The organism is Pelagibius litoralis (assembly GCF_011683915.1).
GTDB classification, from domain to species: domain Bacteria; phylum Pseudomonadota; class Alphaproteobacteria; order Kiloniellales; family Kiloniellaceae; genus Pelagibius; species Pelagibius litoralis.
Window position 1 is genome coordinate 46,351 of record NZ_JAAQPH010000004.1, and the last position, 26,133, is coordinate 72,483.

Sequence of the window (26,133 nt, forward strand, 5' to 3'; positions counted from 1 at the left end):
TAACTCTAAACGATCCGGCCGTCGACGATGTGGATCCGCATCTCGGCGCGGGCGGCGAGGTCGGGGTCGTGGGTGACGGTGACGACGGAGCGGCCCTCCACGTCGACCAGGCGCTCGAAGATGTCGAAGACGATGCGGCCGTTCTTGGTGTCCAGGTTGCCGGTCGGCTCGTCGGCGAAGATCACATGGGGGTCGTTGGCGAGCGCCCGGGCGATGGCGACGCGCTGGCGCTGGCCGCCGGAGAGCTGGCCCGGCAGCTTGTGGGCAGAGTCGTCCAGGTCCAACTGATGCAGCAGGTCCAGGGCCCGGGCGCGCATCGCCCTGGGTTCCAGCAGGCGGGCCTTGCGCATCGGCAGCATGACGTTGTCGAGGGCGGTGAATTCCGGCAGCAGGAAGTGGAACTGGAAAACGAAACCGAGCTTCTTCAGGCGGATGCCGGCACGGGCCGCGTCGCTGAGGCCGTCGATGGCCCGGCCCTCCAGCAAGACCTCCCCTGACGTCGGCCGGTCGAGCAGGCTCAGCAGGTAGAGCAGGGAGGATTTGCCGGAGCCGGAAGGCCCGGTGATGGCGGCGAAGGTGGCGCGGGGAATTTTCAGGTTTATGTCGCGCACCAGGGTCACCGGCACCGGACCGGGCAGCACCCGGGTCACCCCGCGCAGCTCAAGGACCGGCACGCTGTCTGGTGCGTTCCGGATCGCCGCTTCAGCCATCAGGCCGCGCTCCGGATGATATCCACCGGGTAGACTCGGGCGGCCTTGCGGGCCGGCAGATAGGCGGCGAAGGTCGCGGCGCCGATCGCCATGAGAGCGCTGATGATGTAGTGCCAGGGGCTGTAGTGCAGGATGAAGCCCTCGGCGCGGATGAAGCCCTCGGTTTTCAGGTCGATGGTGCCCAGGGCCTCGGTCATGCCATAGCCCAGGACCCAGCCGAGGAGGGCGCCGGCGACGCCGACCAGCAGCCCCTCGGCGACGAAGATCAGTTCGACGTCGCCTGAGGTGAAGCCGAGGGACTTCAGGATGGCGATGTCGCGGGTTTTCTCCAGCACCACGGTGGAGATGATGTTGAAGATGCCAAAGGCGGCAACCACCAGGATAGCGCCGGTGGTGGAATACATAATGCCGTTCTGGATGACGAAGATGCCGAGGACGTTCTGGTTGGCCTCCTGCCAGGACTCGCTGCGATAGCCGTAGCGCTGCTCGATGCGCCGGGCCAGGGCTTCGGCCTGGTTTACATCGTCCAGGCGCAGGCGGATGCGGTTCACGACGTTGGGCCGGTCCTGCAGCACCTGGGCCTTTTTCAGCAGGGTGTAGACGCGGAAGTTGTCGAGCTCGACGATCCCGGTGTTGAAGATGCCGACGATCTTCATCTTCAGGATCACCCCGGCGGCGGTGAGGGCGGTGATGGTATCGCCCATACGGGCGCCCAGCTTGTGGGCCACGCCCTCGCCGACCAGGAGGCCGTTGGCGGTGGTGTAGAGGTTGTCGAGGGCACCGGCGATCAGGTCGTTTTCCAGCTTGCTGACCTGGCGCTCGCGCTCCGGCTCGATGCCGACCACGGTGCCGGAGACATCCTTGGCGCCATAGCGCAGGATGATCTCGCCGGAAAGATAGCCGGAAGCCTTCACCCCCGGCAGGAGTTCCAGCTCAGCGACCTTGGCGCGGCCCTGCTTGATGCCGCGCGGCTCGTCTTTCGGCTTCACCCCGGTCAGCCCGACGGCGCCGCCGGCATAGAGCCGCTCGACCGGCTGCAGCGGCGGGTTGCGGTATTCGTCCTTCATCTCGATGTGGGGCGAGACGTCGATGATCTTGTCGATGAAATAGTTCTGGAAGCCCTGCATCATGGCGGCGATGGCGATGAAGAAGCCGACGCCGAGACCGACCCCCAAGAGGGAGACGACGGTCTGACGCTTGCGGTTGCGCAGATGGCCGAGGGCGATATCGAGCAGCAGACGCATTACCTAACGCCTCCGCACCCGGACCGTCTGCCCGTACTGCAGATCCCCCGGTGGGTCGAGGATCAGCTGGTCGCTGTCGGTCAGCCCGCCGCGCACCTCCACCAGGCCTTTGCCGTAGATGCCCAGTTCGACCACTTGGCGCCGCGCCTTGCCGTCGTCGAACAGCCAGACAAAATCGTTGCCGGCGACGGCCCCTTCGGGAATCAGCAGGGCGTTTTCCTCTGTACGCACGATAATGTTGAGCTCGGTGGTCATGCCGATCAGCAGCGGCGAGTCGGCGGGCAGCAGCACCCGCACCCGGTACTGCTTGTTGACGGAATCGCCCATCGGGGTGATCTCGCTGACCCTGCCTTCCAGTGCCCGCTTGGGAAAGGCATCGGCCTTGATGAGACTGCGCTGGCCCGGCTCGACCCAGGGGATATCCTCCTCGTCGACATCGGCGGTGATCCAGTAGGGACGGTCCTGGCCGATCCACAGCAGCACATCGCCGGCCTGCACCACCTCGCCGACCTCGCCGTCCTTGCGCAGCACCACACCATCGAGCGGTGCGCTAATGGTCAGATCGGCGAGGCGCTGGCGCGCCGCGGCGGTGGCGGCCAGGGCCTGATCCAGGTCGCTCTGCACCCGCTCATAGGCCTGGCGGCTCACGGTGCTGCGTTCGACCAGGGCGGCGTAGCGCTCCAGATCGCCTTTCAGGAAGGCGACCCGCGCCGTCGCCTCGCGCAGGTCGGCCTTGGCCTCGGCGTCATCGAGGTGGACCAGCAGGTCGCCCTTTGCCACGGCGCGGCGCTCGGTCGCCGGGTAGTCCAGAATCCGCCCGGTCTCGGTGGAGGCGATCTTGGCCCAGCGCACCGGCTCCACCGTGCCGGTGGCATAGATGGCATCGACCGCCGGGCCGCGCTGCGGCCGCGCCAGGCTGACCAGGGGCGGTGCCGAGACGAACCACCAGGCCGCCAGGGCGATTGCCACAAGGCCGAGGGCGGTCAGCCCCAGGGTTACCGGTCTTTTCATAGAATCTTGGCTCTTTTGTCTTCGCTCAGGGCCTTCCGCCGTCCCGCGGGCAGCCGGTTGCGGCCATGATGCTTGCTTGTGCAGCGCGCTTTTCGTAACACTCCGGCGCGTGCCCCGACTTTGCGTCACCTCAATTCGCGAGACCACGATGCCGAAATTCAAGACCCTCGACAACCTCGACCTTGCCGGTAAGACGGTTTTGCTGCGTGTCGACTTCAACGTGCCGATGGCCGGGGGCAAGGTGACCGACCTTACGCGCATCGAACGTGCCGCGCCGACCATCCGCGATCTGGCGGCGGCGGGGGCCAAGGTGTTGCTGCTGACCCACTTCGGCCGGCCCAAGGGAACACCCAATCCCGAGATGTCGCTGCGGCCGCTGGTGCCGGTGATCGCCGCGGTGCTGGGCGTCGAAATCGGCTTTGCCGAAGACTGTGTCGGCCCGGTGGCGCAAAAAGCTGCGCAGGAACTGGCGCCCGGCGGCGTGGCACTGATGGAGAACCTGCGGTTCCATGCGGGCGAGGAAGCCAATGACCCGGCCTTTGCCGATGCCTTGGCGGCGCTGGGCGATCTTTATGTGAACGATGCCTTCTCCGCCGCCCACCGCGCCCATGCCTCGACCGAGGGCCTGGCCCGCCGCCTGCCGTCGGCGGCCGGGCGGCTGATGCAGGAGGAACTGGAGCACCTGGATCAGGCGCTGGCCCAGCCGAAGCGGCCGCTGGCGGCGGTGGTGGGCGGCGCCAAGATCTCCACCAAGCTGGACCTGCTGGGCAATCTGGTTGCCCGGGTGAACATGCTGATCATCGGCGGCGGCATGGCCAACACCTTCCTGAATGCCCTGGGCGTCGATGTCGGCCGCTCCCTCTGCGAGCACGAGATGGCGGATACGGCAAAGCAGATTATCGCCAAGGCGAAGGAGGCCGGCTGCGACGTCGTCCTGCCGACCGATGCGGTGGTGGCGGGCTCGCTGGCCGCCGGGGTCGCCTACACCACGGTGTCGGTCAAGACGGTGCCGGCGAATCAGATGATCCTGGACCTCGGTCCGGCGACGGCGGAGCATCTGGCCCGGCGTCTCGGCGATTGCGCCACCCTGGTGTGGAACGGTCCGCTCGGCTGTTTCGAGGTGCCGCCCTTCGACGCCGCCACCAACACCGTGGCCCAGGCCGCCGCGGCGCTCACCAAGGAAGGCAAGCTGCTGTCGGTGGCCGGCGGCGGCGATACGGTGTCGGCCCTGGCCCACGCCGGGGTGCTGAACGATTTCTCCTACGTCTCCACGGCCGGCGGCGCCTTCCTGGAATGGCTGGAAGGCAAAACCCTGCCGGGCGTGAAGGCACTGGAAGATCAGGCCTGAGGACACCGTCGGGGTAGTAATCGCCGTTCCGCGGCGAAGGCCGCGACTAGGCGTCGTGCGCGCTGAGCATGTTCACCGTGACGATACCGATGTCCTCAATCGCATAGCCGCCCTCCATAACGTAGACCGTGGGTATGGTCATGGCGCCGATGCAGCGGCCGCAGTCGGCGAAGTCGTCCTGAGCCAGTTTGAAGAAACTGATGGGATCGTTCTCAAAGGTATCCACGCCCAGCGAGACGACCAGCAGATCCGGCGTGTAAGCCTGGATCTTCCCGATAGCGTCGAGCAGCGCCGCCTTCCAGCGCGCATAGTCGGCCAGCGGCGGCAGCGGATAGTTGGCGGTGTATCCCGCGCCCCGGCCCTTGCCGGTCTCGTCGGCATGACCCAGAAAATGCGGGAAAGCCTCCATGGGATCGCCGTGGATCGACAGGAAGAACACATCGTCGCGCTCGTAAAAGATACTCTGGGTACCGTTCCCGTGGTGAAAGTCCACGTCCAGAACGGCGACGCGGCGGGCGCCCTTGTCCAAAGCGTGCTGTGCGGCAATGGCGGCGTTGTTGAGAAAGCAATAGCCGCCGAACTGGTCGGCTGCGGCGTGATGGCCCGGCGGGCGGCAGAGGCCGAAGGCGGCGGGGTTGCCGGCCAGCACGTGGTCGGTGGCGGTCAGGGCGACGTCCTTGCTGGCAAGTGCCGCCTCCCAGGTGCCGTCTGAAATTGTGGTCTCGGCGGCCAGCGCGTAGTAGCCCAGTTTGCCCTCTATGTTGTTGGGGATGTAGGGCGAGTTCATGCTGCGCGTCGGCCAGCACATGGCGATCGCCTCACCCTTATGTCCGTCAGCGACCCAGTCCGCGTAACAGCTTTCAAGAAAACCGACGTAGCCTGCATCATGGACCGCCAGGACCGGGTCGAGGCCGTAGTCGCGCGGGGCCGTTACTTCGCCCAGCCCCGTGGCCGTGATGCGATCCAGAATCACCTCGGCGCGCCGCGGACACTCAAAGGGTGCCACGAGCTCACCGCCGAAGATCTCGGTCTTTGCGTCACGGAGTTTATGTTTTTCAGAATAGACGGTCAGCATGGCCGGTCCCCGGGGGGTTGGCAGGCAGGGCCGTCTGGCCCTGCCTGCAGGGGGGTAGAGTTACTGAAGGAGCGATGTCCAAACGCGGTTCTGAAGATCGATGGCCTTTTCAGAACATGTCTGGGAGAAGACCAGCGGTGTGCCCTCGGGCGGTGAAAGCTCATGCGCGGCCTTCAGCTCTTCGCTCATGAAGGCGGTGCTGCCGTCAACGCCGTTCGAATAACCGGCGAAGTTGGACTGCACGGCGATGTTCTCGGGCTGCATCATGAACTCGATGAACTTGATGGCATTGTCATAGTTCCGCGCCCCGGTCGGAACCGCCAGATTGTCGGCCCAGGTGATCACGCCCTCGGCGGGGAAGGCATAACGCATGGCGGGGTTCTCGGCTCTTGCGCGGATCGAGTAGCCGTTCCAGTTCTGGTGCATTGCGGTGTCGCCCGATACCAGCCGCTCCAGGATGCCGTCGGAATTGTAGGTTTTGACGAAGGGCTTCTGGGTTTCAAGCAGATCCAGAACCTGCCGCATCTCCTCCGGGTTTTCACTGCACAGGGGCAGGCCGAGGGAGATTTGCGCCATGGAGATTACTTCGTCGGCGGACTTGAACATGCCGATCTGGCCCTGCAGCTCGGCAGGCGGTTTGAACAGCACTTCATAGGTATTGATGTCGCCTTCGTAGACGCTGGTGTTGACCGTGAAGGACGTCGTGCCCCACTGCCAGGGAACCGTGTAGACGTTGCCCGGGTCCCAGGGTGCGTTCTTGAAGTCGGCGGCGAGATTGCCGTGGCCCGCCAGCGTCGCGGCATTGATCGGCTGCAGCAATCCTTCGGCGATGAAGATTTCGACGAAGTTGTGGCTTGGCACGACGATGTCGTATCCGGTTGCGCCGGATTGCAGCTTTGCCAGCAGCGTTTCGTTTGAATCGTAGGTATCCAGCGTTACCGAGATCCCGGTTTCGGCCTCGAATTTTTCGATCAGTTCCGGCGCGGTATAGTCGGTCCAGTTGTAGATGAAGAGGTCGCCCTCGGCGGCGGCGGGAACCGCGCTGAGGCTGAGGATCAATGCCGTCGCTCCCAGAAGCGGGACGATGTTCTTTTTCATTGTGCTTCCTTCCTGTTGCTCGATGTTCTAGCGCTTTTTTCCGATTCTGTAGGACAGGGTTACAAAGAGGATCGAAATGAGGAGCAGTATGGTCGAGACCGCGTTGATCTCCGGCGTGATGCCCAGGCGGACCAGACTGTAGATATAGATCGGCAGGGTGGTTGAACCCGCCTCGGCCACCATCAGCGTGATGATGAAATCGTCGATAGAGATGATGAAGGCCAGCATCGCCCCTGACAGGATGCCGGGCGCCAGCAGCGGCAGGGTGACCAGCCGCAGCGTGGCCCATTTGCCCGCATAGAGATCCTGAGCCGCGGTCTCCAGGCTTTCGTCCATTCCCTGAAGCCGGGCCCGGATGGGCAGATAGGCAAAGGGGATGCAAAAGACCGTATGCGCGATGATGATGTTGCCCAGACCCAGCGACAGGCCGATGGCCGCAAAGAAGGTCAGGGTGGCGACCGCGGTCACGATCTCGGGGATCATGAGGGGCAGCATGATGAGTCCGGAGAAGACCGGCTTGCGCCGGATCCGCCGGTTGCGCGCCAGGGCCAGCGCCGCCATGGTGGCGATGCAGGTGGAGGCCACCATGGAAACGGTGGCGATGATCAGGCTGTTGGCGGCGGCGCGGCGGATATCGTCGTTGGCAAAGGCCTTGAAGTACCAGTCCACGCTGAAGCCTTCCCAGACCGTCGCCGAGCGCGAGGCGTTGAAGGAGAACACCACCAGAATGACCAGGGGCAGGTAGAGGTAGAGGAAGAACCCCAGGGTGACCCAGTTGAACCCCGGCAGGATGCGGATATCGCGCGCGGCCTGCTTCAATGCTGCAGCCCCCCGCCGTTCTTGCGTGCGTTGCGGGCGTAGAGCATCAGCGTCAGCATGACCACAGCCATGATCACGACCGCCAGCGCCGAGCCGAAGGGCCAGTTCCGGGCCGAGGAGAACTGAAGCTGCACCAGGCTGCCCAGCATCAGGTTCTTGCCGCCGCCCAGCAGTTCCGGGGCGATGAAGGCGCCCAGGCCCGGGATGAAAACCAGGATCGAGCCGGCAATGATGCCCGGCGCTGCCAGCGGCAGAACGATCTGGCGCAGCGTGCCCCACTTGGTGGCATAGAGGTCCCGGCTGGCCTCGATCAGGCGCAGGTCGAGCCGCTCCAGCGAGGCGTAGATCGGCAGCACCATGAAGGGGATGTAGGTGTAGATGAGTCCCAGCACGATCGCGCCCTCGCTATAGAGCATCGTGAAAGGACTATCGATGAGCCCTGCGGACATCAGGCCGTTGTTGATCAGCCCGGTGTCGCGCAGCACCAGGATCCAGCAATAGGTGCGGATCAGCAGGTTGGTCCAGAACGGAATGGTGATCAGCAGGATCAGCAGGTTGCGCCGGTCCGCCGGTTGCATGGCGATGTAGTAGGCCACGGGAAAGCCGATCAGCAGGCAGGCGATCACCGAAACCGCGGCGATCCACAGCGAGCGGAAGGTGATCTTCAGATAGGTCGCGTTGAAGACCATCTCGTCGAAAAGATCGCGTTCATAGAACAGCTTCGTGTAGGCCCCGGTCGAGAAGGTTGGGCGCACGCCGCCGTAGGGGTTCGGCTCCAGGAAGGAGTAGGCGAGGATGATCATCAGGGGCGCGATCATGAAGACGCCGATGACCAGCGTGGCCGGCGCCACGCCTGCGTAAGCCTTCAGCCTGTCCAGCACGATCGTCATTCTTTCAGGACCCGCAATGCCGAGGGATCAAGCTCTACGAATACGTCATCGCCCGGGTTTGCCAGGGGCCGCCCGTCCTTGTGGTTCTCGGCCCTGACGGTGATAGCGCCGCCCTGATCCAGGGCGATCCGGTAGTCGGTCGTGTCGCCCAGATAGATGACATCGCGAACCCTGCCGGGCAGCGCGCCCTCTGTCGCGGTTCTGGCCAGCGCCACTTTCTCCGGGCGCACGAAGATGGTGACGCTGCTGCCCGGACCGACCCCCGCGACAAGCGGTCCGGCAAGGCGCGTGCCGAAGGGCGTGAGATAGGTGGCGCCGTCATCCGCAATCTGCTCGGCCGTGGCCTGATAGAAATTGGCGTCGCCGATGAACTCGGCCACGAAGCGGTTCGCCGGGTATTCATAGATCTCGCCGGGCGTCGCGATCTGCTGGATTTCCCCCGCCGACATGACGGCGATCCGGTCGCTCATGGCCAGCGCTTCATCCTGATCGTGGGTCACGAAGACAAAGGTGATGCCGGTTTCGCGCTGCAGCCGTTTCAGTTCAAGCCGCATCGACTGGCGCAGCTTCAGATCCAGGGCCGAGAGCGGTTCGTCCAGCAGCAGGACGCGCGGTCTTGGGGCCAGCGCCCGGGCCAGCGCGACGCGCTGCTGCTGGCCGCCGGACAGTTGATTGGGCAGGCGCGCGCCGTAGTCCCGGAGCTGCACCAGGTCGAGCATCTCCTGTGCTTTACCCGCTGCTTCCTGACGGGATTTTCCCAGGCGCCGCAAACCGAAGGCGACATTATCCAGAATGGTCATGTGCGGAAACAGCGAGTAGTGCTGAAACACCGTGTTCACTGGACGCTTTTCCGGCGGCAGGTGCGATATATCCTCGCCGAATAAATGAAGCGTTCCGCCGGTGATGCTTTCGAAACCGGCAACAAGCCGCAGCAAGGTGGTCTTGCCGCAACCCGACGGGCCAAGCAGCGTGAAAAACTCGTTGTCGGCGATTTCAAGGCTTGCCGACTTCAGGGCCGCAACCGGCGGAGAGCCCGGATAGACCTTTCGCAGCCGCTCTGCCTGTATCGCTACTGACACTATGCCCCTCTCCCCCTGCAAGCCTCCTGGCCGCTCTCTTCGCGGATCGGGTACCCTGAGGCTACACCCCGATCCTCATGCGGGACCGGCGATTGACATATACCCCCAAAGGGGTAGTCAATTGCCTGTTTCAACCGATATCGGGGGTTAGAGGAATGGGCGAGACCATCGGTCCCAGCGAGGCTCGGGCGATTGCCATGCTTATGCGCATTGCCGGCCGGCCGGCCTTTCCCTCTGCCCTCAGGCGGGTGCTGCGGACCAAGATGGCGTTCCGGACCTTCCTCATTCTGAACTATCCGGCAAACCGGCCGCCGACCTCCGAGTATCACTGGATCCCGGACGTTGCGCTGCGCGAAACCTACATCACCCACTATCTGGGGGGCGCCTATCAGCTGGACCCGTTTTTTCAGTACTCCCTGCAGCCGTTCAGGCCCGGGATCTATCGGCTGCGCGATATTGCGCCCGACCGCTTCTTCGCCAGCGAGTACTATCAGCAGTATTATCAGAGGACCAATCTGGGCGACGAAGTCGGCGTCCTGATCCCCCTGTCGGACGGGTCCGTCGGCAGCCTCTCGATGAGCCGGGGCACGTCGGACCCGCCCTACAGCAAAGCCGAGCTAAGGGGGCTGAGGCTGATCGAGCCCATTCTGGTCGAGCTGCTGCGCCAGCACGGCGAGAGGATCCTGATGGCTGCGGGCTCGCGGCGGGCGGCAACCCTTCCCTATGTGCTCGATGAAGCCATCTACCACTATGCGGCAAGGGCCCACGCGCCCGGACTGACGCGCCGGGAGGCTGAGGTTACGGCGCTGGTCCTGCAGGGGCATTCGAGCCTCTCGGCCAGCCTGATCCTCGGCATCTCCGACCAGACCGTCAAAGTGCACCGGAAGAACATCTACAAGAAAATGCGGATCTCATCGCAGGCAGAGCTTTTCCTGACCCTGCAGAAAGCCTTGCTCGTGGAGAATGCCAAAGCCTAATGCCTGGCACGAACGCCGCCAGGTTGCCGATCTTCTCCGGACCTCATTCCCATTGACGCAGCACTCCCATTGACGCAGCTCAATGAATTCCGGCGGGGGTTTGGCGATGCTGAGTGGTGCATGACAATCATGAGATCTCAGTAGCAACGTCCAAGAAACACGCGCCACCGCCAGAATTACCGGCACCGGCCGGCGCGCCGTCCTGGCACGCGATCTCGCTCGACGAAGTCCTGGCGGCTCAGGACAGCAGCCGCAGCGGCCTGACCGACGGGGAGGCAGAGGAACGTCTGACGCGCTTTGGCGCCAACCGCTTGCCGCCGCCGAAACGGCGCGGCCCGGCTCTGCGGTTTTTGTCCCAGTTCAACGACGTCCTGATCTATGTGCTGCTTGCGGCTGCGGTCATTACCGCCCTGTTGGACCATTGGATCGACGCCCAGGTCATTCTTGCCGTTGTTCTGGTGAACGCGGTCATCGGCTTTCTGCAGGAGGGCAAGGCGGAGAAGGCCCTGGAAGCCATCCGCGACATGCTGGCGCCCAAGGCCAGCGTCATCCGCGGCGGTCATAGAGAAACCATACCCGGTGACGCGGTCGTGCCGGGCGACATCGTGCTGTTGGAAGCGGGCGACCGGGTGCCCGCCGACCTCAGGCTCTTCGATATCAGGGGACTGAAGGTTGATGAGGCGGTGCTGACGGGTGAATCGGTTGCCGTCAACAAAAACACTTCGCCGGTTGGCGATGGCGTGCCACTGGGCGACCGGACCTCGATGGCCTTCAGCGGCACGCTGGTGACCTATGGCCAGGGAAGCGGCGTGGTCGTCGCCACCGGCGCCAAGACCGAGATCGGCCGTATCAGCGGCATGCTGTCCGAGGTCACGACGCTGCAGACCCCGCTGCTGCGCCAGATGGGCATCTTCGCCAAGTGGCTGACCGTCACGATCCTCGGCCTTGCCGCCTTCGTTCTGGCCTTCGGCCTGCTGGTGCGCGGTTACGGTTTTTCGGAGATCTTTATGGCGGTTGTCGGCCTGTCGGTCGCCGCCATCCCGGAGGGCCTGCCGGCCATCCTGACCATCACGCTGGCCATCGGCGTGCAGGATATGGCGCGCCGTAACGCCATCGTCCGCCGCCTCCCGGCGATTGAGACCCTGGGATCGGTTTCCGTCATCTGCTCCGATAAAACGGGAACCCTGACGCGCAATGAAATGACCGTCGCCTCGATTGCAACGGCTAGGCGCCTGTTCGCGGTCAGCGGTGTCGGCTATGCCCCGCAGGGCGGCTTTTCGTTGGACGGGCAGGGCATCGAAATCCGGAACTACCCGCTGCTCGCCGAGACAAGCCAGGCGGCGCTGCTGTGCAGCGATGCCGATCTTCACGAGGTCGACGGCCGCTGGCTTATCGAAGGCGATCCGATGGAGGGCGCGCTGCTTGTGGCTGCCTGCAAGGCGGGGGTCGATCCGGCGTTCGAGCGGCGCTGCTGGCCGCGGACCGATGCCATTCCTTTCGACTCGGAGCACCGCTTCATGGCCAGCCTGCACCACGACCACGCGGGTCAGGGCCGGATCTTCGTCAAGGGCGCGCCGGAGCGCATTCTCGAAATGTGCGCCCGGCAGCGCGGGTTCGATGACGATGTGGCTCTCGATCCGGATTACTGGCAGGCGCAGTCCGAGGAGATCGCATCGCGCGGCCAGCGCGTGCTCGCCGTCGCGATGCGGCCGACCGAGTCAACCCATATGAGCCTCATGTTCGACGATGTCGAAAGCGGGCTGACTTTTCTTGGTCTCTTCGGTCTGATCGATCCGCCGCGCGAGGAAGCGATTGCCGCCGTCGCCGACTGTCAGGCAGCCGGCATCCACGTGAAGATGATCACCGGCGACCATCCCGGCACCGCCATGGCGGTGGCCCGCCGGCTCGGTCTTGAGAATCCGGAGGTGGTTCTCACCGGCCGCGATCTCGATACGCTGGACGACGAAGCCCTGAGGCGTCGCGTGCAGGACACCGCCGTCTTCGCGCGCACCAGCCCGGCGCACAAGTTAAGGCTGGTCGAGGCCTTGCAGGCGCAGGGCGCTGTCGTCGCGATGACCGGCGACGGCGTCAACGACGCCCCGGCGCTGAAACGCGCCGATGTCGGTATCGCCATGGGGCAGAAAGGTAGCGAGGCCGCGAAGGAAGCCGCGGAAATGGTGTTGGCGGACGACAACTTTGCCGCCATTGCCGAAGCGGTGCGCACCGGCCGCACCGTCTACGACAATTTGAAGAAGGCCATTCTGTTCATCCTGCCGACCAACGGCGGGGAGGCGCTGGTCCTCATCACGGCGATCCTGCTCGGCTTTACCCTACCGATCACGGCGGTTCAGATTCTCTGGGTCAATATGGTCACGGCGGTGACCCTGGCCCTGGCGCTGGCCTTTGAGCCGAGTGAGCCCGATGTCATGCGCCGCCCGCCACGCGCTGCCGAGGAAGCGCTGCTCTCCGGATTCCTGATCTGGCGGACGGTCTTCGTGTCGGTTCTTTTCATGGCGGCGATCTTCGGCAAGTTCGTCTTCGCGCAGTCGCAAGGCGCCAGCGTCGAGGAGGCGCGCACCGTCGTGGTCAACACCCTGGTGGTCCTGGAGATCTTCTACCTCTTCAGCGTCCGCTATCTGAAGGCGCCGTCGATCACCTGGCGCGGCGTGCTCGGTACCCGGGCGGTGCTGATCGCCGTCGGGGCGGTGATCGGCCTGCAATTCCTGTTCACCTATGCCCCTTTCATGACGGTGCTCTTCGACGCGCGCCCGCTCAGCCTGGTCCAGGGCCTGCAGATCGTCGCGGTCGGTGTCGCGGTTCTGCTCGTCCTTGAGGCCGAGAAACGGCTCCACGGGGTCATCGCAGCCCGCCGGAAGCGGCCCTGAGAAGCGCGCCAGAGCCCGCTGCCGCGGCTGGCCGGATTCGGACCTGATCATCGTCAGGCCCTCGCGCGCGCGGCGATCGCGCGCTAAAACAGAACGATGTTGGATTTCGAAACCTGCAATGCAGCGCGGCTGCGGCGTGACGCCGGCTACGACGGTGTGTTTTTCATCGCGGTGCGGACGACCAGGATCTACTGCCGGCCGGTCTGCCCGGTGAAGCAGCCGCTGACCAGGAATGTGACCTTCTATCCCAGCGCTGCGGCGGCGGAGCGGGCCGGCTATCGGCCCTGCCTGAGGTGCCGCCCGGAAACCGCGCCCTTCTGCCCGGCCTGGAAGGGAACGAAGACCACCGTCGAGCGGGCGCTGAAGATGATCGAGGCGGGGGCGCTGGACGGCGACAGCGTTGAGCAGCTGGCCGCGCGGCTTGGCATCACCGGGCGCCATCTCGCCCGGCTCTTCCGCCGCCATGTCGGCGCCAGCCCGGTCCAGACCGCCAAGACCCTTCGCATCCAGCGCGCCAAGCGCCTGTTGAACGAAACCGACCTGCCGATCGCCGAGATTGCGCGGCGGTCCGGCTTCGGCAGCCTCCGGCGCTTCAATGCCACCTTCGCGGATCTCTACGGCCGCGCGCCGTCCAGCCTGCGCCGTAAGGGATTCACATTGCCCAGCAACAATGCCGGGCCCAGAAACGATGCCAGAGAGAATGAGAGACGCCCGGATGCCGTCGAAGTTTCCAACCCTTGCCTATAGCTATCACGAGACGCCGGTCGGGCCGCTTCTGCTGGCGGGCAGCGCCGCGCGGCTTTGTCTCCTCAGTTTCCCCTCGGGCAGCCGCACCGTAACCCCGGCGGTGGACTGGCGGCGCGAGGACTCTCTGTTCGGTGAGGCGCGGGCCCAACTGGACGCCTACTTTGCCGGGGCCTTGACGGTCTTCGACCTGCCCCTGGAATTCCTGGGCACGGACTTCCAGAAGAGCGTCTGGGCCGCCCTGCGCCGCATTCCCTATGGTGCGACCGTGACCTACGGCGACCTGGCGCGCCGGATCGGGCGGCCGACGGCAAGCCGTGCGGTGGGGGCGGCCAACGGCGCCAACCCGCTGCCGATCATCGTGCCCTGCCACCGGGTGATCGGGTCGAACAAATCGCTGACCGGCTTCGGCGGCGGTGTTCCGACCAAGCGCTTCCTGCTCGACCACGAACAGGGTTGGCATGCCAAAGCGCCAGCGGCGCATAGTGTTTAAGGAGATTGTCCTGCCGCGTTATCCGGCAATGGTGCCCCAGGACAAGGTTGTCTTGACGCGGAAGGTCAGCGCGCCGTCAACGGCATGGGCCTGAAGGATGCCCCTGAGTTCAGAATCGAATGCCGGCGCGCGGTCGCCGAGTTTCGAGTATGCGAAGGTATCGCGGGAGTGCTGGCATTTCACGAAGTCATCGAGACTCTGGCTGATTGGATCGGACAACAGATCCCGCTCGCCGATGACATCGACATAGCGTCTATAGCCGTCCCGGTAAGAACGGTGGCGTTTCTTCTCCAAGGGTTCTCCGGTGATCTTCGGCACCCATCTGGCGAGAAACGCCTGCCAGTCCTTCTGCCAGGGAGGATCGAAAGCTTGATCGCCTGAGATAACGGCGAAGATATGGTCTGGCCGAACATGCCGCTTGAGCCGGGGGAAAAGCCGGTCGTGATCCATCCAGTGAATGCTGAGCGCAGCCACGACGAGGTCGTAGGTCTCGCCGGGAAAGGCCGTCTCTTCGGCCAGCCCCTCTATCCACGCGATGTTGGGCGCAGCACCGTTGGGAAGGGATCGCCCGAGTGCGATCATGCGAGCGGACGGATCAATGGCGGTCACATGGTCGAAGCGACGGGCGAGCGGACGCGCAATCTTTCCGTGACCGCAACCCAGATCAAGCAGGGCTCCTTGTGCAGGCGCCAGCCGGACAAGCGCCTCGAACAGTTCATCGGGATAGGCTGGTCGGTGGGGGTAGAGGTCGACAACCTCACTGGTTTCGAAAGAAACGCCTATGCGTTCTGTCACGACGATCGGCCTCTTGTTGTATGAACCTCAATCCCGCCGGGCTTTCGGCCGACGACACCGGTCGCGCAGCCGAAGAAGTAGCGCTTGAACTCCACCTCCAGACCCTCGGACCGCAGCATCTCGGAAAAGGCCGAAGCATCGCCGAAATTGGTGCTGTAGATGCCGATCATCGCGAAGTCCTGTGCGCCGCGGAGGAGAACCCGCTCGACCAGCGGCAGAATCGTTTTCAAGTGAAACAGGTAGAGCGGGCGCAGCAGCCAGCCTTTCGGGTCGGAGGCTTCGATCATCGAAAAGACGCCGCCGGGTTTCAGTGCCCGCGCGACAAGGCGGGCCAGCCGCGCGTGTTGCGCCGGGTTGAAGGTCTTCAAGCCGAAGGTCGAGATGACGAAGGCCGCGCTCTCGTCGGGCAGCGCACTGGCAAGGACATCGTCCTCGATGAAATCGATCTTATGGGCACGGTGGGCGTGCAGGCGCTCGAGGGCGCGTCGGTGCATGCCCGATGAAATGTCGACGGCTGTAATGGCGCGCGTTCCCGGGAAGCGTTTCAGCAGATGCGGCCATACCTCACCGGTTCCGGCCATCAGGTCATAGCCTTCCGGCGCCTGATCGTCAGGGGCCGGCATCGCGCCGACACATTGCCTGCGCCAGCGCTCGGTAAACCCCAGGGAGCAGAAATAGCTGAAGGCGATGTAGCGCTCCGAACAACGATCGAAAACGTCTTTGACGAAGCCGGGATCGTAGATGTCGTCTGAGATGTTCTCTGGGGTGTCGTCTGACGGGCTCATCGGTTCCTGTTCACCGGGGTAAGTACCACCTCTCATACAGATACAGGGCCTGGTGGAAAAGTGCGCCGGTTTGCGTGCTCCGCGATTTCCGGATAGACCTTGCCTGCCGCGCGGATGGAGCAGAGAATAGCATGATCGAGGTTGTCACCGTTTTTCTGGGGATCGTGTTCGCGCAGGCCGCGCCGGGCCCGAACATGATGGCGGTGGCGGCCGCCTCGCTGGGGTCGGGCCGTTTTCACGGCGTCGCAACGGCGGCGGGGATCGCCTCCGGGGTTTTCATCTGGGCGATTCTTTTCGCACTCGGGATCGGGGCGGTTCTCCAGGCCTTTCCGCAGACCGTCATGGCGATGCGCCTTCTCGGCGGTGGCTATCTTCTCTATCTCGGCCTCAGGGCGCTGCGCGCAGCGGTCGTCGGCTCTGGCGACGCTGCGGCGGCCGGGCGTTCCGAGGTTGCGGGGGCCGCCGCCTATGGACGCGGGTTTCTGGTTGTCATGACCAATCCCAAAGCCGCTCTCATGTGGGTGGCAGTCTCTATGTTCCTGGTGTCATCGGGCCTTTCGACGCTGCAGTTTCTCGCCGTCGGCCTGGGCGCTTCGGCTTCCGCCATGATCATCTACGGAACCTATGCGCTGCTTTTCTCCACCGGTATTGCCCTGCGCGCCTATGGCCGCTTTTCCCGGCTTGTCGAGGGCACCTTCGGGGCCCTGTTCGGCGCGGCCGGCGGCAAATTGATTCTCGATGGCGTGAGGGAAATGCGCTCTTAGGCATTTTCGACTTATGTCGAATCGGTTCTAGCCCGCACCCCCTCCCGGCCACCCATAGGATACTGGCGTTGGGTGGCCGGGAGGGGGTGCGGGCTGGTGCCGTCAAAAAGTGAAAGAATCTAGGGCGCAAACTTTTTTTATCTCAGCCCTTCGCGTACACGCGCGGCGATCTCCAAGAGACGTTCGCGCGGTATCGGCGGAAAGTCGAGACTGACGATCCGGGTCATTCCGTTCGGCATTTTTTCCTCGGTGATCTCACCGCGGATCATCTGATCGTTGAGGGCGTCGCCGGCGCGGTGTGGCGCGAGATGAAGGTGTAGGTGCGGAACGCCGTCACCGAAGATGTAGATGTAGACGATGTCCGCGTCTGTCGCCTCCTTCAGCCTGCGGGTGCTGGCTGCCAGGACCGTCCCGAATGTTCGCGCCTCTTCCCCATCCAACTCGGTGATAAAGGCGATGTGGCGTTTCGGCTCAAGATAGGCAAAGCCCGGCACTATGGTCGCCAGGCTGACGGTCAGCCGCCAGTACGCATCTTCCCAGACCCGGGTGCGTTCAAGCTCGTCGTCCGCGGCGGCACCGCGGCACATCGGACAGTCGCTTTCGGGCATCGATGCTTTCCTTTCCTGAGTGACGGAAAGTTTCTGTAGCGCGCGATGATGTCCGCCCTTCATAGCACATTGGATCTCCGCCTTTGAGTCGACGGTGCTGCCTGCGCCCATCGGTGGCGGCCAAAAAAGGGCGTTGACAATTCGGATGGAAAAATCAGAATATCAAATATAAGAACACTGTATCAATTATAGGAACAATTTTTTGGCCAACACCAGCCAGTCTCTGGAACGCGGTCTTTCCATCCTCGAACTCCTGGAGGCCGAAGCCGGCCCCCTGGGCATTCGGGAGATGGCCAGGCGCCTTCAGCTCAGCCCGGCCATCGTTCAGCGTCTGGTAACGACGCTGGACGAAAGCCACTTCGTGACCAAGGACGCGGACACCAGGAAGTATCGCCTGGGCTACCGCGCCCTGTCCCTGGGTTCCTCCATGCTGAGCGACGACAACCTGATCGCCGCCTCCATGCCGGTGCTGGCGCACCTGACCCGCGAAATGGAGGTGAATGCCTTCCTCGCGGTCATCTCCGGCGACCGTCTGGTTTATATCCTGGCGCTCCAGAGCAACGGGCCGATCTCCATTCGCAGCGCCCCGGGAACCGAGGCGGCGTTTCACGCGACGGCGATGGGCAAGGCGATGCTGGCCGATGAGAGCGATGCCCGTGCGCGCTCGCTGCTCGGCGCCGGGCCGCTGGCGGCATTGACGGAGCGGACCATGACCGACCCGGACAAGGTGATCGCCGAGCTGGCGGCGGTGCGTGAGCAGGGTTACGCCACCTCCCTGGAAGAGAACCTGGTCGGCGTGGTGTCGACCGGCGCCAGCGTGAAGAACGCGAGCGGGCGCTCTATCGCGGCAATCAGCATCGCCTATGTCCCCAGCCTTCAGCCCAAGATTCCCCTGGCCGATGCGATCAACAGGATCATGACCAGCGCGGCGGAGATCTCGCGGCGGCTCGGATGCCCGGAAGACTGCCTCAACAAGATCCAGCTCATCGAGGTGGCCGACAATGACGTTGCTTAACGCTGAGCGGCTCTACGCGACGATGGAAAGGAACGGCCTCGACGCCATCGTTGCGACCTCGCCCGAGAACGTGACCTATTCCAGCGGCTACTGGGCGCTTTCGCAGTGGATCCGGCGCGGACCCCAGACCTATGTGATCTGGCCGGCCCGGGGCCGCGGCGCGCCGCGGATCGTTGCCAGCGCCGGTCTGCTCGATCTGCTTGCCGATCAGGAGGTCAATGTCGAGGACGTGTCCAAGTTCGGCGCCTTCTTCGTGGCGGTGGACGGCGATGCCGAGTTGAGCGCGGCGGACCGCCGGCAGGCGGATCTCTATGGCCTGCCCGACGACGGCAACGCAAACGTCAGCCTAGCCGCCGCCCTGACCGAGATGGGCCTGGGCAAGGCGCGCATCGGCGTCGATGAAGGCGGTCTGGCGCCGGCGCTGGACGCCTTCTCTCCGGAGTGGTCGGAGGACGCGACCGTGCTGCCGGCCTTTCAGGTCTTCCGCCAGGTGCGGGCGGTGAAAACCGAAGAAGAGATTGCGCGGCTGGGCAAAGCCGCGGCGATCGCCGAAGCCTCGATCGAGGCGGCGCTGCGGATTGCCGCCCCGGGTGTCAGCGAAGCGGAAATGGGTCTCGAGTTCAATCTGGAGACCGTGCGTCAGGGCGGCCTGCCGGTTCTCTACTGCATCGGCACGGGCCCCCGTTCGGCAATGCCCAATGTTCAGCCCGGCGAGCGGAAACTGAAAGACGGCGACATCATCCGTTTCGATGTCGGGGGCCGCTACAAGCACTACCGCGCCGACATTGCCCGGATCGCCGTGCTCGGCACGCCGACGCAGAAGATCAGGACCTATCATAACGCGCTCTACAAAGGCGTCGAAAGGGGGCTTGAGCTTTTGCGGCCCGGCGCCCGCGCCGCCGAGATCTTCGACGCGGTCGTGGAAACGGTACGCCAGGAGGGTATTCCCCACTATCAGCGCTCTCACGTCGGGCACGGCATCGGCCTCGATGGTTACGACCTGCCCAGCCTGTCTCCGGGCAGCGCCGATATTATCGAAGAAGGCATGGTTCTCTGTGTCGAGACCCCGTACTACGAACTCGGTTTCGGCGGGCTGCAGGTGGAAAACATGGTCGTGGTGCGCGCCGACGGCATCCAGAGCCTGATGGGCACCGACGGGAAGCTGCGGATCCTGTCATGACGGCATCACCTGCCCCGGACACAAGGCACGCGCTTCAGCAGACTTTGCCTGGTGATGTCAGGGCTGCCGCCCGCAGCGGCGAGCTGTCTTCGGCCACCCATGGTTTTGCCCGCGGGTTTGTGCAGGCCAACCTGGCCATACTGCCGGAAAGCCATGCCTTCGATTTTCTGCGGTTTTGCGTTCGCAACCCCAAGCCCTGCCCCTTGATCGACATAACCGACCCGGGCAGGGCCGAACCGCGGCGCGCGGCCCCCGGTGCGGACCTTCGCACCGACCTGCCGGCCTACCGGGTCTATCGCGATGGGCAACTGGTCGACGAGGTCCGATCCATCGAAAACCTTTGGCGGGACGATCATGTCGCTTTCCTGCTGGGCTGCAGCAATTCCTTCGACGAGATCCTTCTGCGCAACGGCATTCCGCAGCGCCACCTTGAAAGCGCCGGCGGCCGGATATCGGTCTATGAGTCGAACATACAGTGCGAGCCGGCCGGGATCTTCCGCGGCCCTGTCGCGGTGACCATGCGCCCGATCCCCGCCAAGGATGTCGTGCGAACGGTGGAGCTGTCGTCGCGCTATCCGATCGCCCATGGCGCACCGCTGCATATCGGCGATCCCGCCGAGATAGGGATCGCCGATCTGGCGCAGGTGAAGTGGGGAAAATTCAATCCGCCGTCGCCGGACGATGTGCCGGTTTACTGGGCCTGCGGCGTCACCCCGCAAGCCGTCGCCCTGGCGGCGGGCATACCGGAAATGATCACCCATGCCCCCGGCCACATGTTCGTGACCGACTGGCGCATCGACGATCAACGCAAAGGTTAGGGCCAAGGCATCGGGTGCCGGGTTGCGGCCCGGGGAACGAACGGGGCGCAAAGGCCCCGCCAATGACAACAGGGAGAAAAACGACCATGAAAACGATGAAATCGATCCGCCGGGGGGCTCTGTCGTCTTTGATGCTCCTGCTCGCGGGCACCGCCCAGGCGGCGAATGTGGAACTGCCCCGGGGCATCTCCTGGACCGCCTTCGGAACGACGTCCTCCGGCTATGCCCAGTCCGTCGGTATCGGGCAGATGCTGAAGAGCAAGTACGATTCCAACCTGCGCATCATTCCCGGCGAAAACGACGTCGCCCGGATGGTTCCGCTGAAGGGCGGCCAGTCCCACATCTGCGCCTGCGGTATTGCTTCCTACTTCGCCCAGGAAGGGGTGTTGATGTTCGCCGACAAAAGGTGGGGGCCGCAAAGGCTCTACAGCCTTTTCAACAACGTCGGGAACAACGGCCAGACCGCGGCGATAGCCGCCGATGCCGGCGTCAGGGAGGTCGCGGACCTGAAGGGCAAGCGCATTACCTGGCTGAAGGCCTCCCCCGCCAACAACACCAACATGGCTGCCTTGCTGGCCTTCGGCGGATTGACCTGGGACGACGTTGAAAAAGTCGAAGTGCCGGGTTGGAAACAGTCGATGGAGGCGGTGTTGAACGGCCAGGCCGACGCGGCCTGGGCCAGCACGCTCTCCGGTCCGCTCAACCGGCTCGCCGCGTCGCCGCGCGGGCTCTATTTTCCGCAGCTTCCCCACGACGACAAGGCGGCCTGGACCCGCGCCCAGGCCGTCGCTCCCTGGTTCGCGCCCTCGCGGGTGGAAGCCTTCGTGAAAGGCGCCAATGTCGACGGGCCCTATGAAGGGATGAATTATCCCTATCCGCTGTTCGTCGCCACGGCGGCGGCGCCCGATACCCTGGCTTACGGCCTGACCAAGGCGATCATGGAGAACTTCGACGGCATCAAGGACGCCGGGCCCAGCATGAGCGGCTATGCGCTCGACCGCCAGTTTCTGAGCTACATCTTTCCCTATCACCCCTCGGCCATCGCCTACTACAAGGAAAAGGGCACCTGGACCGAGGCCGATCAGGCGGCCAATGATGGTCTGCTGAAGCGTCAGGACGTGCTCGCGGAGGCCTGGCAGGCGATGCTGAAGCGGGATCTGCAGGGCGAAGCGTTCGAAGCGGAGTGGATGAAGGTTCGCGCCGCTGCCCTGGAGGCTGCCGGCCTCCCGGTTATCTTCCGCTAGAGAGGTTTCGCCGGATCGCCAGGGAGGCGGGGCCTCGTTTCGGACCCCGCCCTTCCTGCCGGTTCGGTGAGCGCGACATATGGCTGAAAGCACAGGGATGACCGCCGGACCTGACGACACGGGCGAGCGCGGGCTGACGGCGGGGCTGTCCGGGCCGGTGCGGGCCTGGATTGCGATCGCATCGGCCCTCTCGGTCACCATCGCGGTCTGGATCATGTTCGGCCTGGGCCACGCCCTGGGTCTCTATGTTCCGCTGGAGACCGAGTACCTTTACTGCCTCATCGGGCTGCTGCTGCCGCTCGTCTTCCTGATCAATACCGTCTCGGGGCAACGGCGCAGCGGCGCCGTTCCTTTCTATGACGGCCTGCTGGCGGCGGCGGCCTTCGGCATTCCCATCACCTTCGCCGTCGTCAGCGATGCGATGTTGAACGAGGGTTGGGAATACACCGCGCCGCCCTACGCCAAGGTTCTCTCCTATGTCATGTGGGCGCTGGTGCTCGAAGCGCTGCGCCGCTCGGCGGGCATGACCATCTTTGTGATCTGCGCGGTCATCTCGCTCTATCCGTTCTATGCGGACTGGGCGCCGGGGCTTCTGCGGGCGCAGTCCACCGCCTTCGACATCACCGCCGGCTATCATATCTTCGGCAGCGAGAGCATCCTGGGCGTGCCGATGAATGCCTTCGCGACCCTGGTGATCGGCTTTCTGATCTTCGGCGTCGCGCTGCAGTATACCGGCGGCGGCGCCTTTTTCCTGAACCTTGCCTTCGCGCTGCTCGGCACCCACCGCGGCGGGCCCGGCAAGGTGGCGATCTTCTCCTCCGGCCTCATGGGCTCCATGAGCGGTTCGGTCATCACCAATGTCCTGACCACCGGTGTCATGTCGATCCCGGCGATGAAACGGGTGGGCTTCAAGCCGGCCTACGCGGGCGGGGTCGAGGCCTGCGCCTCCACCGGCGGTGTCCTCATGCCCCCGGTGATGGGCGCGACGGCCTTTGTCATGGCGACCTTCATAGAGATGCCCTATTCGGAGATCGTGCTGGCGGCGGCGATTCCCTCGCTGCTTTATTATGCCGGGTTGTTTCTGCAGATCGATGCCTATGCGGCGCGTCACGGCATCAAGGGGCTGCCGGCGGAAGAGCTGCCTTCGGTGAGAACCGTGATGAAGGAGGGCTGGTACTTCATCGCGGTTTTTGCGCTGCTGGTGTTCATGCTGCTCTATCTGCAGCGCGAAGCGCAGGCGCCGTTCTATGCCTCGCTGCTGCTCATCGTCATCAACCAGATCTCGCCCAGGCACCGCTGGGATCGCGCAAAGCTGATCCGCTTTGTCCAAGCGGTCGGCACCATGCTTGCCGAACTCGCCGCGCTGCTTGCCGGCGTCGGGCTCATCATCGGCGCGCTCACACTCTCGGGCAAGGTCGGCAGCATCGCCTATGAACTGGTCGCCTTCGCCGGCGACAATATCTTCCTGCTGCTGGTCACCGGGGCGGTTACCAGCTTCATCCTGGGCATGGGCATGACGGTCACCGCGGCCTACATCTTCCTGGCTGTAACGCTGGCGCCGGCGCTGACCACGTCGGGGCTGGATCTCATGGCGGTGCATCTCTTCATGCTCTACTGGGGCATGGTGTCCTTCATCACCCCGCCGGTATCCCTGGGCGCCTTCGCGGCGGCGTCGATTGCCAGGTCCGATCCGATGAAGACGGGTCTCCAGGCGATGCGGTTGGGCTCGATCATCTATTTCCTGCCGTTCTTCTTCGTCCTGAATCCGGCCCTCATCGGCCGCGGACCGGCAGAGGAGGTTCTCATGGTCGTCCTCTCGGCCTTTGCCGGCATTGTGCTGATTGCCGGCGGCCTGCAGGGCTATCTGCTCGGCTTCGGGGTCATTTCCGGCGGCAGGCTGGTAAGCCTGGCCTGTCGGATACTGCTCATCCTTTCGGGCATTGCGCTCGCCCTGCCCGGCAACGCCACCCTGGGGCTTTCCCACAGCGCACTGCTGGGCGGCGGCGCCGTGTTGTTCGGCCTCGCCCTGGCACTGGCATGGATCGCCCGCAGCCCGAGGACCGCATGACATGACCGAAAACAGCAACAAGCCCGCGCGCAAGCTGGGGATGACCGAGGTTGTGCGAACCGTCGCGCAGGCCGCGAAGGGATTCGACAGCCTGTCGGTGCCGACCTACCGCGGCTCCACCATCACCTTTCCCGACTACAAGTCCTTCAGCGAGCGCGGCCAGCGGCCTCGCTCATCTTACAGTTATGGTCTGGCCGGAACGCCGACCACCCGAACGCTGCAGAACAAACTGACCGAACTGGAGGGGGCTGAGGATACCTTCCTGACTCCCTCGGGACTGATGGCGGTCACGGTCGTCATTCTGGCGGTGGTGAAGACCGGCGACGTCGTCCTGTTGCCGGACAACGTCTACCCGCCGGTTCGGCGCTTTGCGGCAACGACACTCGCCAAGCTCGGTGTTGGCGTGCGCTACTACGATCCGCTCGCTTTCGACGATGCGCAGTTCGACGGTGCTGCGGTCCGGCTGGTCTGGATCGAGGCACCGGGCTCGACGACCATGGAGATACCGGACATCCGGAACATCGCCGGCCGGGCCGCCGCGCGCGGGGCCCTGGTGGGTTGCGACAACTCCTGGGCCTCGCCGGTCCTCTGCAGGCCGCTGGCGCTCGGCGCGGACATCGTCGTCGAGGCGGTGACCAAATATCTCTCCGGCCATTCCGATGTTCTGCTGGGGTCGATCTCGGTGCGAAACGAGGCGCTTGCCCGAGCCGTTCATGACGCCGTCAAGTCTCTCGGGGTCGGGGTGTCGCCCGACGATTGCTTCCTGGCGCTGCGCGGCATTGAAACCGCCGCCGTCCGCTTGGAGCGAGTCGGGCGGACAGCGCTGGAACTGGCAAAGCGGCTGGGTGAAAAAAGCTGTGTGGCGGAGGTGCTGCATCCGGCCCTGCCGGACTCGCCCCATCACGCGTTGTGGCAAAGTCAGTTTCAGGGTGCCAGCGGGCTTTTCAGTCTGGTACTGGCGGACGAGGAGAAAGCCCGCTTTGCCGAACGGTTCAAGTCGTTGACGGTGTTTCACCTGGGCGCTTCCTGGGGCGGCACCCACAGCGTCCTGGCGCCGGTCGTGCTGGACAGCGAGCGCAGCGTGAATCGGACCTATGCCGGACGAAAGATCATTCGGATCTCCGCCGGGCTGGAATCCTACGAGGATCTGCTCTGCGACATCGAGACTGTTCTGGCGTAGCCGAGCGCCCGAAAACCCGATCGTCTGAATCTCCGGCCCTTGCGTTCAGGCGATGGCGCGCATGGATTTCATGTTGCGCAGCAGCTCGGTCACCGCGGCATCGCTCATCTCCGGGAACGCCGCGCGCAGGCTTGCTTCGGTAAAGCGCTCGCATCCCATGATGAAATCCACCTGACGGGCGACGTCGCCGGGAACCTCGACCTGTTGCTTGCCGTCGGAGAGATAGGGCTTGCCGTTGTGCCGGGTGATCTTCACCTGCTTGCTGACTGCATAGCTGGTGTCGTCCTGCGTCTGTTCGCCGCTCTCCGCGTCGACCAGGCGCGCCAGGTCGTAGCCCTTGAAGGCATAGGGCCAGTTCTCCAACGCGGCGGCGGCGACCTTGCGGGCGCCTTCGGAAGACAGTGCCCCGGCGATGGCTTCGCCCATTTTGCCAAGTGCGTCTTTCAGTTCCGCCGGTGCCATGTCGCGGGGCAGGTCGGCGCGCATCCAGGGGTTCTTGATCGCCGCGTCCCAGATGATCGGCAAAAGGTCGAGCGGCTTGGGCAGGGTGACGCCAAAGGCGATGTGGATGGCGCCGTTGGCCGAGGCCAGGGCGTCGTGATAGACGCCGCGGGGAATGTAGAGCAGGTCGCCGGGTTTCATGTGCACCTGATCGATCACCTTGCCGGCGCGGCGCGCCCGCTCGGCGTCGGAGGGCTTGAAGTCCGGATGGTTCACCGGGGCCTCGTCGCGGCCCTCGTAGATGTTCCAGATCTTCTCACCGGCGCAGTGCAGGGCGAAGACCTCGTGCACGTCGCAGTGCGGGCCGAAGGCCTTGTGCTGATGCATGGAGAAATAGAGGTTCGCCTGGCTGCGCCCGCCGGTGGCGGTCTGCAGATCATTGGCCAGCGCGCGCACACCCGGCGACAGGGCATCGATGTCGTTCAGGATGACCGAGGCGCCCTTGGCGATCCAGTTCTGCACCAGGTCCGGATCGGGGCGCAGGGCGCCGCCGCCCTGCATCGTCGGGACCCGGGTGCAGTAGTCCGCCGGCGCGACCGGCTGCAGATCGAGATACAGCTTCATGGTCTCCGGCGTCCAGACCGAGGTCATGGACATCAGCTCGTTCAGCCGCTGCAGCGTCATGATGTCGGCTGTCCGCGCCGATTTGCCGGGAAAATGCCGGTGACCCTTCCCCTGGGTTTCGGCAAAGAAGGCTGCCTGATCGAGGGGGGCCAGAAAGCTGTCGAAGAGATCGGTCATGCGGTCCTCAGATATCGCGCCGCGGTGTGCTGTCTTGATACACCAAGGAAGCGGTCTGTTC

The 26,133-nt window shown here is 64.4% G+C and carries 24 protein-coding genes; 12 read left to right on the forward strand and 12 right to left on the reverse strand.

Annotation, left to right across the window (positions count from 1 at the left end):
- Positions 1-5: 5 nt before the first annotated feature.
- From HBA54_RS06210 to HBA54_RS06220, 3 genes are read right to left on the reverse strand one after another with little or no spacing between them, the layout of a single operon-like run.
- Positions 6-710 (reverse strand): ABC transporter ATP-binding protein, encoded by a 705-nt coding sequence (locus HBA54_RS06210; protein ID WP_167222518.1) that lies wholly within the window; start codon positions 708-710, stop codon positions 6-8.
- Positions 710-1,954, reverse strand: a complete 1,245-nt coding sequence (locus HBA54_RS06215; RefSeq protein WP_167222520.1) for an ABC transporter permease — start codon at positions 1,952-1,954, stop codon at positions 710-712. Before HBA54_RS06215 ends, HBA54_RS06210 begins: the two co-directional genes overlap by 1 nt.
- A gap of 3 nt (positions 1,955-1,957) precedes the next feature.
- Entirely contained in the window at positions 1,958-2,965 is a 1,008-nt protein-coding gene (locus HBA54_RS06220) for an efflux RND transporter periplasmic adaptor subunit (protein WP_167222522.1), read from the reverse strand.
- A 148-nt stretch (positions 2,966-3,113) separates the two neighbouring features.
- On the opposite strand from HBA54_RS06220, the gene HBA54_RS06225 reads away from it, so the two are divergent.
- Positions 3,114-4,313, forward strand: coding sequence for a phosphoglycerate kinase (locus HBA54_RS06225; protein WP_167222524.1), 1,200 nt, complete (start codon positions 3,114-3,116; stop codon positions 4,311-4,313).
- Positions 4,314-4,359: 46 nt separating this feature from the next.
- Here the strand turns inward: HBA54_RS06225 and HBA54_RS06230 are convergent, their stop codons facing one another.
- The 5 genes from HBA54_RS06230 to HBA54_RS06250 are packed head-to-tail and all read right to left on the reverse strand — an operon-like array spanning position 4,360 to position 9,274.
- A complete protein-coding gene (locus HBA54_RS06230; RefSeq protein WP_167222526.1) occupies positions 4,360-5,388 on the reverse strand; it encodes a histone deacetylase family protein in 1,029 nt (342 codons plus the stop codon).
- Positions 5,389-5,448: 60 nt separating this feature from the next.
- Entirely contained in the window at positions 5,449-6,486 is a 1,038-nt protein-coding gene (locus HBA54_RS06235) for an ABC transporter substrate-binding protein (protein ID WP_167222528.1), read from the reverse strand.
- Positions 6,487-6,513: 27 nt separating this feature from the next.
- Positions 6,514-7,305 (reverse strand): ABC transporter permease, encoded by a 792-nt coding sequence (locus HBA54_RS06240; RefSeq protein ID WP_205944455.1) that lies wholly within the window; start codon positions 7,303-7,305, stop codon positions 6,514-6,516.
- A complete protein-coding gene (locus HBA54_RS06245; protein ID WP_167222530.1) occupies positions 7,302-8,195 on the reverse strand; it encodes an ABC transporter permease in 894 nt (297 codons plus the stop codon). Before HBA54_RS06245 ends, HBA54_RS06240 begins: the two co-directional genes overlap by 4 nt.
- Complete coding sequence (locus HBA54_RS06250) at positions 8,192-9,274, reverse strand: ABC transporter ATP-binding protein (protein WP_167222532.1); 1,083 nt, start codon at positions 9,272-9,274, stop codon at positions 8,192-8,194. Before HBA54_RS06250 ends, HBA54_RS06245 begins: the two co-directional genes overlap by 4 nt.
- A gap of 155 nt (positions 9,275-9,429) precedes the next feature.
- On the opposite strand from HBA54_RS06250, the gene HBA54_RS06255 reads away from it, so the two are divergent.
- The 4 genes from HBA54_RS06255 (at position 9,430) to HBA54_RS06270 (ending at position 14,373) form a co-directional block, all read left to right on the forward strand.
- A complete protein-coding gene (locus HBA54_RS06255) occupies positions 9,430-10,251 on the forward strand; it encodes a helix-turn-helix domain-containing protein (RefSeq protein WP_167222534.1) in 822 nt (273 codons plus the stop codon).
- Positions 10,252-10,364: 113 nt separating this feature from the next.
- Positions 10,365-13,136: a cation-transporting P-type ATPase gene (locus HBA54_RS06260; protein WP_322095986.1), complete on the forward strand. Its 2,772-nt coding sequence runs from the start codon at positions 10,365-10,367 to the stop codon at positions 13,134-13,136.
- A 96-nt stretch (positions 13,137-13,232) separates the two neighbouring features.
- On the forward strand, positions 13,233-13,883 hold the full coding sequence (locus HBA54_RS06265) for a bifunctional transcriptional activator/DNA repair enzyme AdaA (protein ID WP_167222536.1): 651 nt from the start codon (positions 13,233-13,235) through the stop codon (positions 13,881-13,883).
- On the forward strand, positions 13,852-14,373 hold the full coding sequence (locus HBA54_RS06270; RefSeq protein WP_167222538.1) for a methylated-DNA--[protein]-cysteine S-methyltransferase: 522 nt from the start codon (positions 13,852-13,854) through the stop codon (positions 14,371-14,373). Before HBA54_RS06265 ends, HBA54_RS06270 begins: the two co-directional genes overlap by 32 nt.
- Positions 14,374-14,391: 18 nt before the next feature.
- Here the strand turns inward: HBA54_RS06270 and HBA54_RS06275 are convergent, their stop codons facing one another.
- Both HBA54_RS06275 and HBA54_RS06280 read right to left on the reverse strand, forming a co-directional pair.
- Positions 14,392-15,168, reverse strand: coding sequence for a class I SAM-dependent methyltransferase (locus HBA54_RS06275; protein WP_167222540.1), 777 nt, complete (start codon positions 15,166-15,168; stop codon positions 14,392-14,394).
- Positions 15,165-15,953: a class I SAM-dependent methyltransferase gene (locus HBA54_RS06280; protein ID WP_167222542.1), complete on the reverse strand. Its 789-nt coding sequence runs from the start codon at positions 15,951-15,953 to the stop codon at positions 15,165-15,167. The genes HBA54_RS06275 and HBA54_RS06280 overlap by 4 nt, the downstream gene beginning before the upstream one ends.
- 131 nt (positions 15,954-16,084) lie before the next feature.
- Here HBA54_RS06280 and HBA54_RS06285 point away from each other — a divergent pair, with 131 nt between their 5' ends.
- On the forward strand, positions 16,085-16,717 hold the full coding sequence (locus tag HBA54_RS06285) for a LysE family translocator (RefSeq protein ID WP_167222544.1): 633 nt from the start codon (positions 16,085-16,087) through the stop codon (positions 16,715-16,717).
- A gap of 137 nt (positions 16,718-16,854) precedes the next feature.
- Here HBA54_RS06285 and HBA54_RS06290 read toward each other — a convergent pair whose 3' ends face one another.
- Positions 16,855-17,325: an HIT family protein gene (locus tag HBA54_RS06290; protein ID WP_167222546.1), complete on the reverse strand. Its 471-nt coding sequence runs from the start codon at positions 17,323-17,325 to the stop codon at positions 16,855-16,857.
- A gap of 202 nt (positions 17,326-17,527) precedes the next feature.
- On the opposite strand from HBA54_RS06290, the gene HBA54_RS06295 reads away from it, so the two are divergent.
- The 6 genes from HBA54_RS06295 to HBA54_RS06320 all read left to right on the forward strand — a co-directional run bounded on the left by HBA54_RS06295 (position 17,528) and on the right by HBA54_RS06320 (position 24,830).
- The gene (locus tag HBA54_RS06295) at positions 17,528-18,340 is read left to right on the forward strand and encodes an IclR family transcriptional regulator (protein WP_167222548.1); all 813 of its coding nucleotides are present in this window, start codon (positions 17,528-17,530) and stop codon (positions 18,338-18,340) included.
- On the forward strand, positions 18,327-19,520 hold the full coding sequence (locus tag HBA54_RS06300) for a M24 family metallopeptidase (RefSeq protein ID WP_167222550.1): 1,194 nt from the start codon (positions 18,327-18,329) through the stop codon (positions 19,518-19,520). The genes HBA54_RS06295 and HBA54_RS06300 overlap by 14 nt, the downstream gene beginning before the upstream one ends.
- Positions 19,517-20,338: a putative hydro-lyase gene (locus tag HBA54_RS06305; protein WP_167222552.1), complete on the forward strand. Its 822-nt coding sequence runs from the start codon at positions 19,517-19,519 to the stop codon at positions 20,336-20,338. Before HBA54_RS06300 ends, HBA54_RS06305 begins: the two co-directional genes overlap by 4 nt.
- 86 nt (positions 20,339-20,424) lie before the next feature.
- Positions 20,425-21,582, forward strand: coding sequence for a TAXI family TRAP transporter solute-binding subunit (locus HBA54_RS06310; protein WP_205944456.1), 1,158 nt, complete (start codon positions 20,425-20,427; stop codon positions 21,580-21,582).
- 79 nt (positions 21,583-21,661) lie between these two features.
- Positions 21,662-23,650 carry a TRAP transporter permease gene (locus HBA54_RS06315; RefSeq protein ID WP_205944457.1) on the forward strand — a complete coding sequence of 663 codons (1,989 nt, stop codon included), beginning with the start codon at positions 21,662-21,664 and terminating at the stop codon, positions 23,648-23,650.
- 1 nt (position 23,651) lies between these two features.
- Complete coding sequence (locus tag HBA54_RS06320) at positions 23,652-24,830, forward strand: trans-sulfuration enzyme family protein (RefSeq protein WP_205944458.1); 1,179 nt, start codon at positions 23,652-23,654, stop codon at positions 24,828-24,830.
- A 45-nt stretch (positions 24,831-24,875) separates the two neighbouring features.
- Here the strand turns inward: HBA54_RS06320 and HBA54_RS06325 are convergent, their stop codons facing one another.
- A complete protein-coding gene (locus tag HBA54_RS06325; protein WP_167222554.1) occupies positions 24,876-26,072 on the reverse strand; it encodes a JmjC domain-containing protein in 1,197 nt (398 codons plus the stop codon).
- Between the last annotated feature and the right edge of the window lie 61 nt (positions 26,073-26,133).

What these genes read in the sequence shown, in the direction of transcription:
- HBA54_RS06210 (WP_167222518.1), bottom strand. Translation starts at nt 710, where the DNA reads ATGGCTGAAGCGGCGATCCGGAACGCACCAGACAGCGTGCCGGTCCTT.
- HBA54_RS06215 (WP_167222520.1), bottom strand. Translation starts at nt 1,954, where the DNA reads ATGCGTCTGCTGCTCGATATCGCCCTCGGCCATCTGCGCAACCGCAAG.
- HBA54_RS06220 (WP_167222522.1), bottom strand. Translation starts at nt 2,965, where the DNA reads ATGAAAAGACCGGTAACCCTGGGGCTGACCGCCCTCGGCCTTGTGGCA.
- HBA54_RS06225 (WP_167222524.1), top strand. Translation starts at nt 3,114, where the DNA reads ATGCCGAAATTCAAGACCCTCGACAACCTCGACCTTGCCGGTAAGACG.
- HBA54_RS06230 (WP_167222526.1), bottom strand. Translation starts at nt 5,388, where the DNA reads ATGCTGACCGTCTATTCTGAAAAACATAAACTCCGTGACGCAAAGACC.
- HBA54_RS06235 (WP_167222528.1), bottom strand. Translation starts at nt 6,486, where the DNA reads ATGAAAAAGAACATCGTCCCGCTTCTGGGAGCGACGGCATTGATCCTC.
- HBA54_RS06245 (WP_167222530.1), bottom strand. Translation starts at nt 8,195, where the DNA reads ATGACGATCGTGCTGGACAGGCTGAAGGCTTACGCAGGCGTGGCGCCG.
- HBA54_RS06255 (WP_167222534.1), top strand. Translation starts at nt 9,430, where the DNA reads ATGGGCGAGACCATCGGTCCCAGCGAGGCTCGGGCGATTGCCATGCTT.
- HBA54_RS06265 (WP_167222536.1), top strand. Translation starts at nt 13,233, where the DNA reads ATGTTGGATTTCGAAACCTGCAATGCAGCGCGGCTGCGGCGTGACGCC.
- HBA54_RS06270 (WP_167222538.1), top strand. Translation starts at nt 13,852, where the DNA reads ATGCCGTCGAAGTTTCCAACCCTTGCCTATAGCTATCACGAGACGCCG.
- HBA54_RS06280 (WP_167222542.1), bottom strand. Translation starts at nt 15,953, where the DNA reads ATGAGCCCGTCAGACGACACCCCAGAGAACATCTCAGACGACATCTAC.
- HBA54_RS06285 (WP_167222544.1), top strand. Translation starts at nt 16,085, where the DNA reads ATGATCGAGGTTGTCACCGTTTTTCTGGGGATCGTGTTCGCGCAGGCC.
- HBA54_RS06290 (WP_167222546.1), bottom strand. Translation starts at nt 17,325, where the DNA reads ATGCCCGAAAGCGACTGTCCGATGTGCCGCGGTGCCGCCGCGGACGAC.
- HBA54_RS06300 (WP_167222550.1), top strand. Translation starts at nt 18,327, where the DNA reads ATGACGTTGCTTAACGCTGAGCGGCTCTACGCGACGATGGAAAGGAAC.
- HBA54_RS06305 (WP_167222552.1), top strand. Translation starts at nt 19,517, where the DNA reads ATGACGGCATCACCTGCCCCGGACACAAGGCACGCGCTTCAGCAGACT.
- HBA54_RS06310 (WP_205944456.1), top strand. Translation starts at nt 20,425, where the DNA reads ATGAAAACGATGAAATCGATCCGCCGGGGGGCTCTGTCGTCTTTGATG.
- HBA54_RS06315 (WP_205944457.1), top strand. Translation starts at nt 21,662, where the DNA reads ATGGCTGAAAGCACAGGGATGACCGCCGGACCTGACGACACGGGCGAG.
- HBA54_RS06320 (WP_205944458.1), top strand. Translation starts at nt 23,652, where the DNA reads ATGACCGAAAACAGCAACAAGCCCGCGCGCAAGCTGGGGATGACCGAG.
- HBA54_RS06325 (WP_167222554.1), bottom strand. Translation starts at nt 26,072, where the DNA reads ATGACCGATCTCTTCGACAGCTTTCTGGCCCCCCTCGATCAGGCAGCC.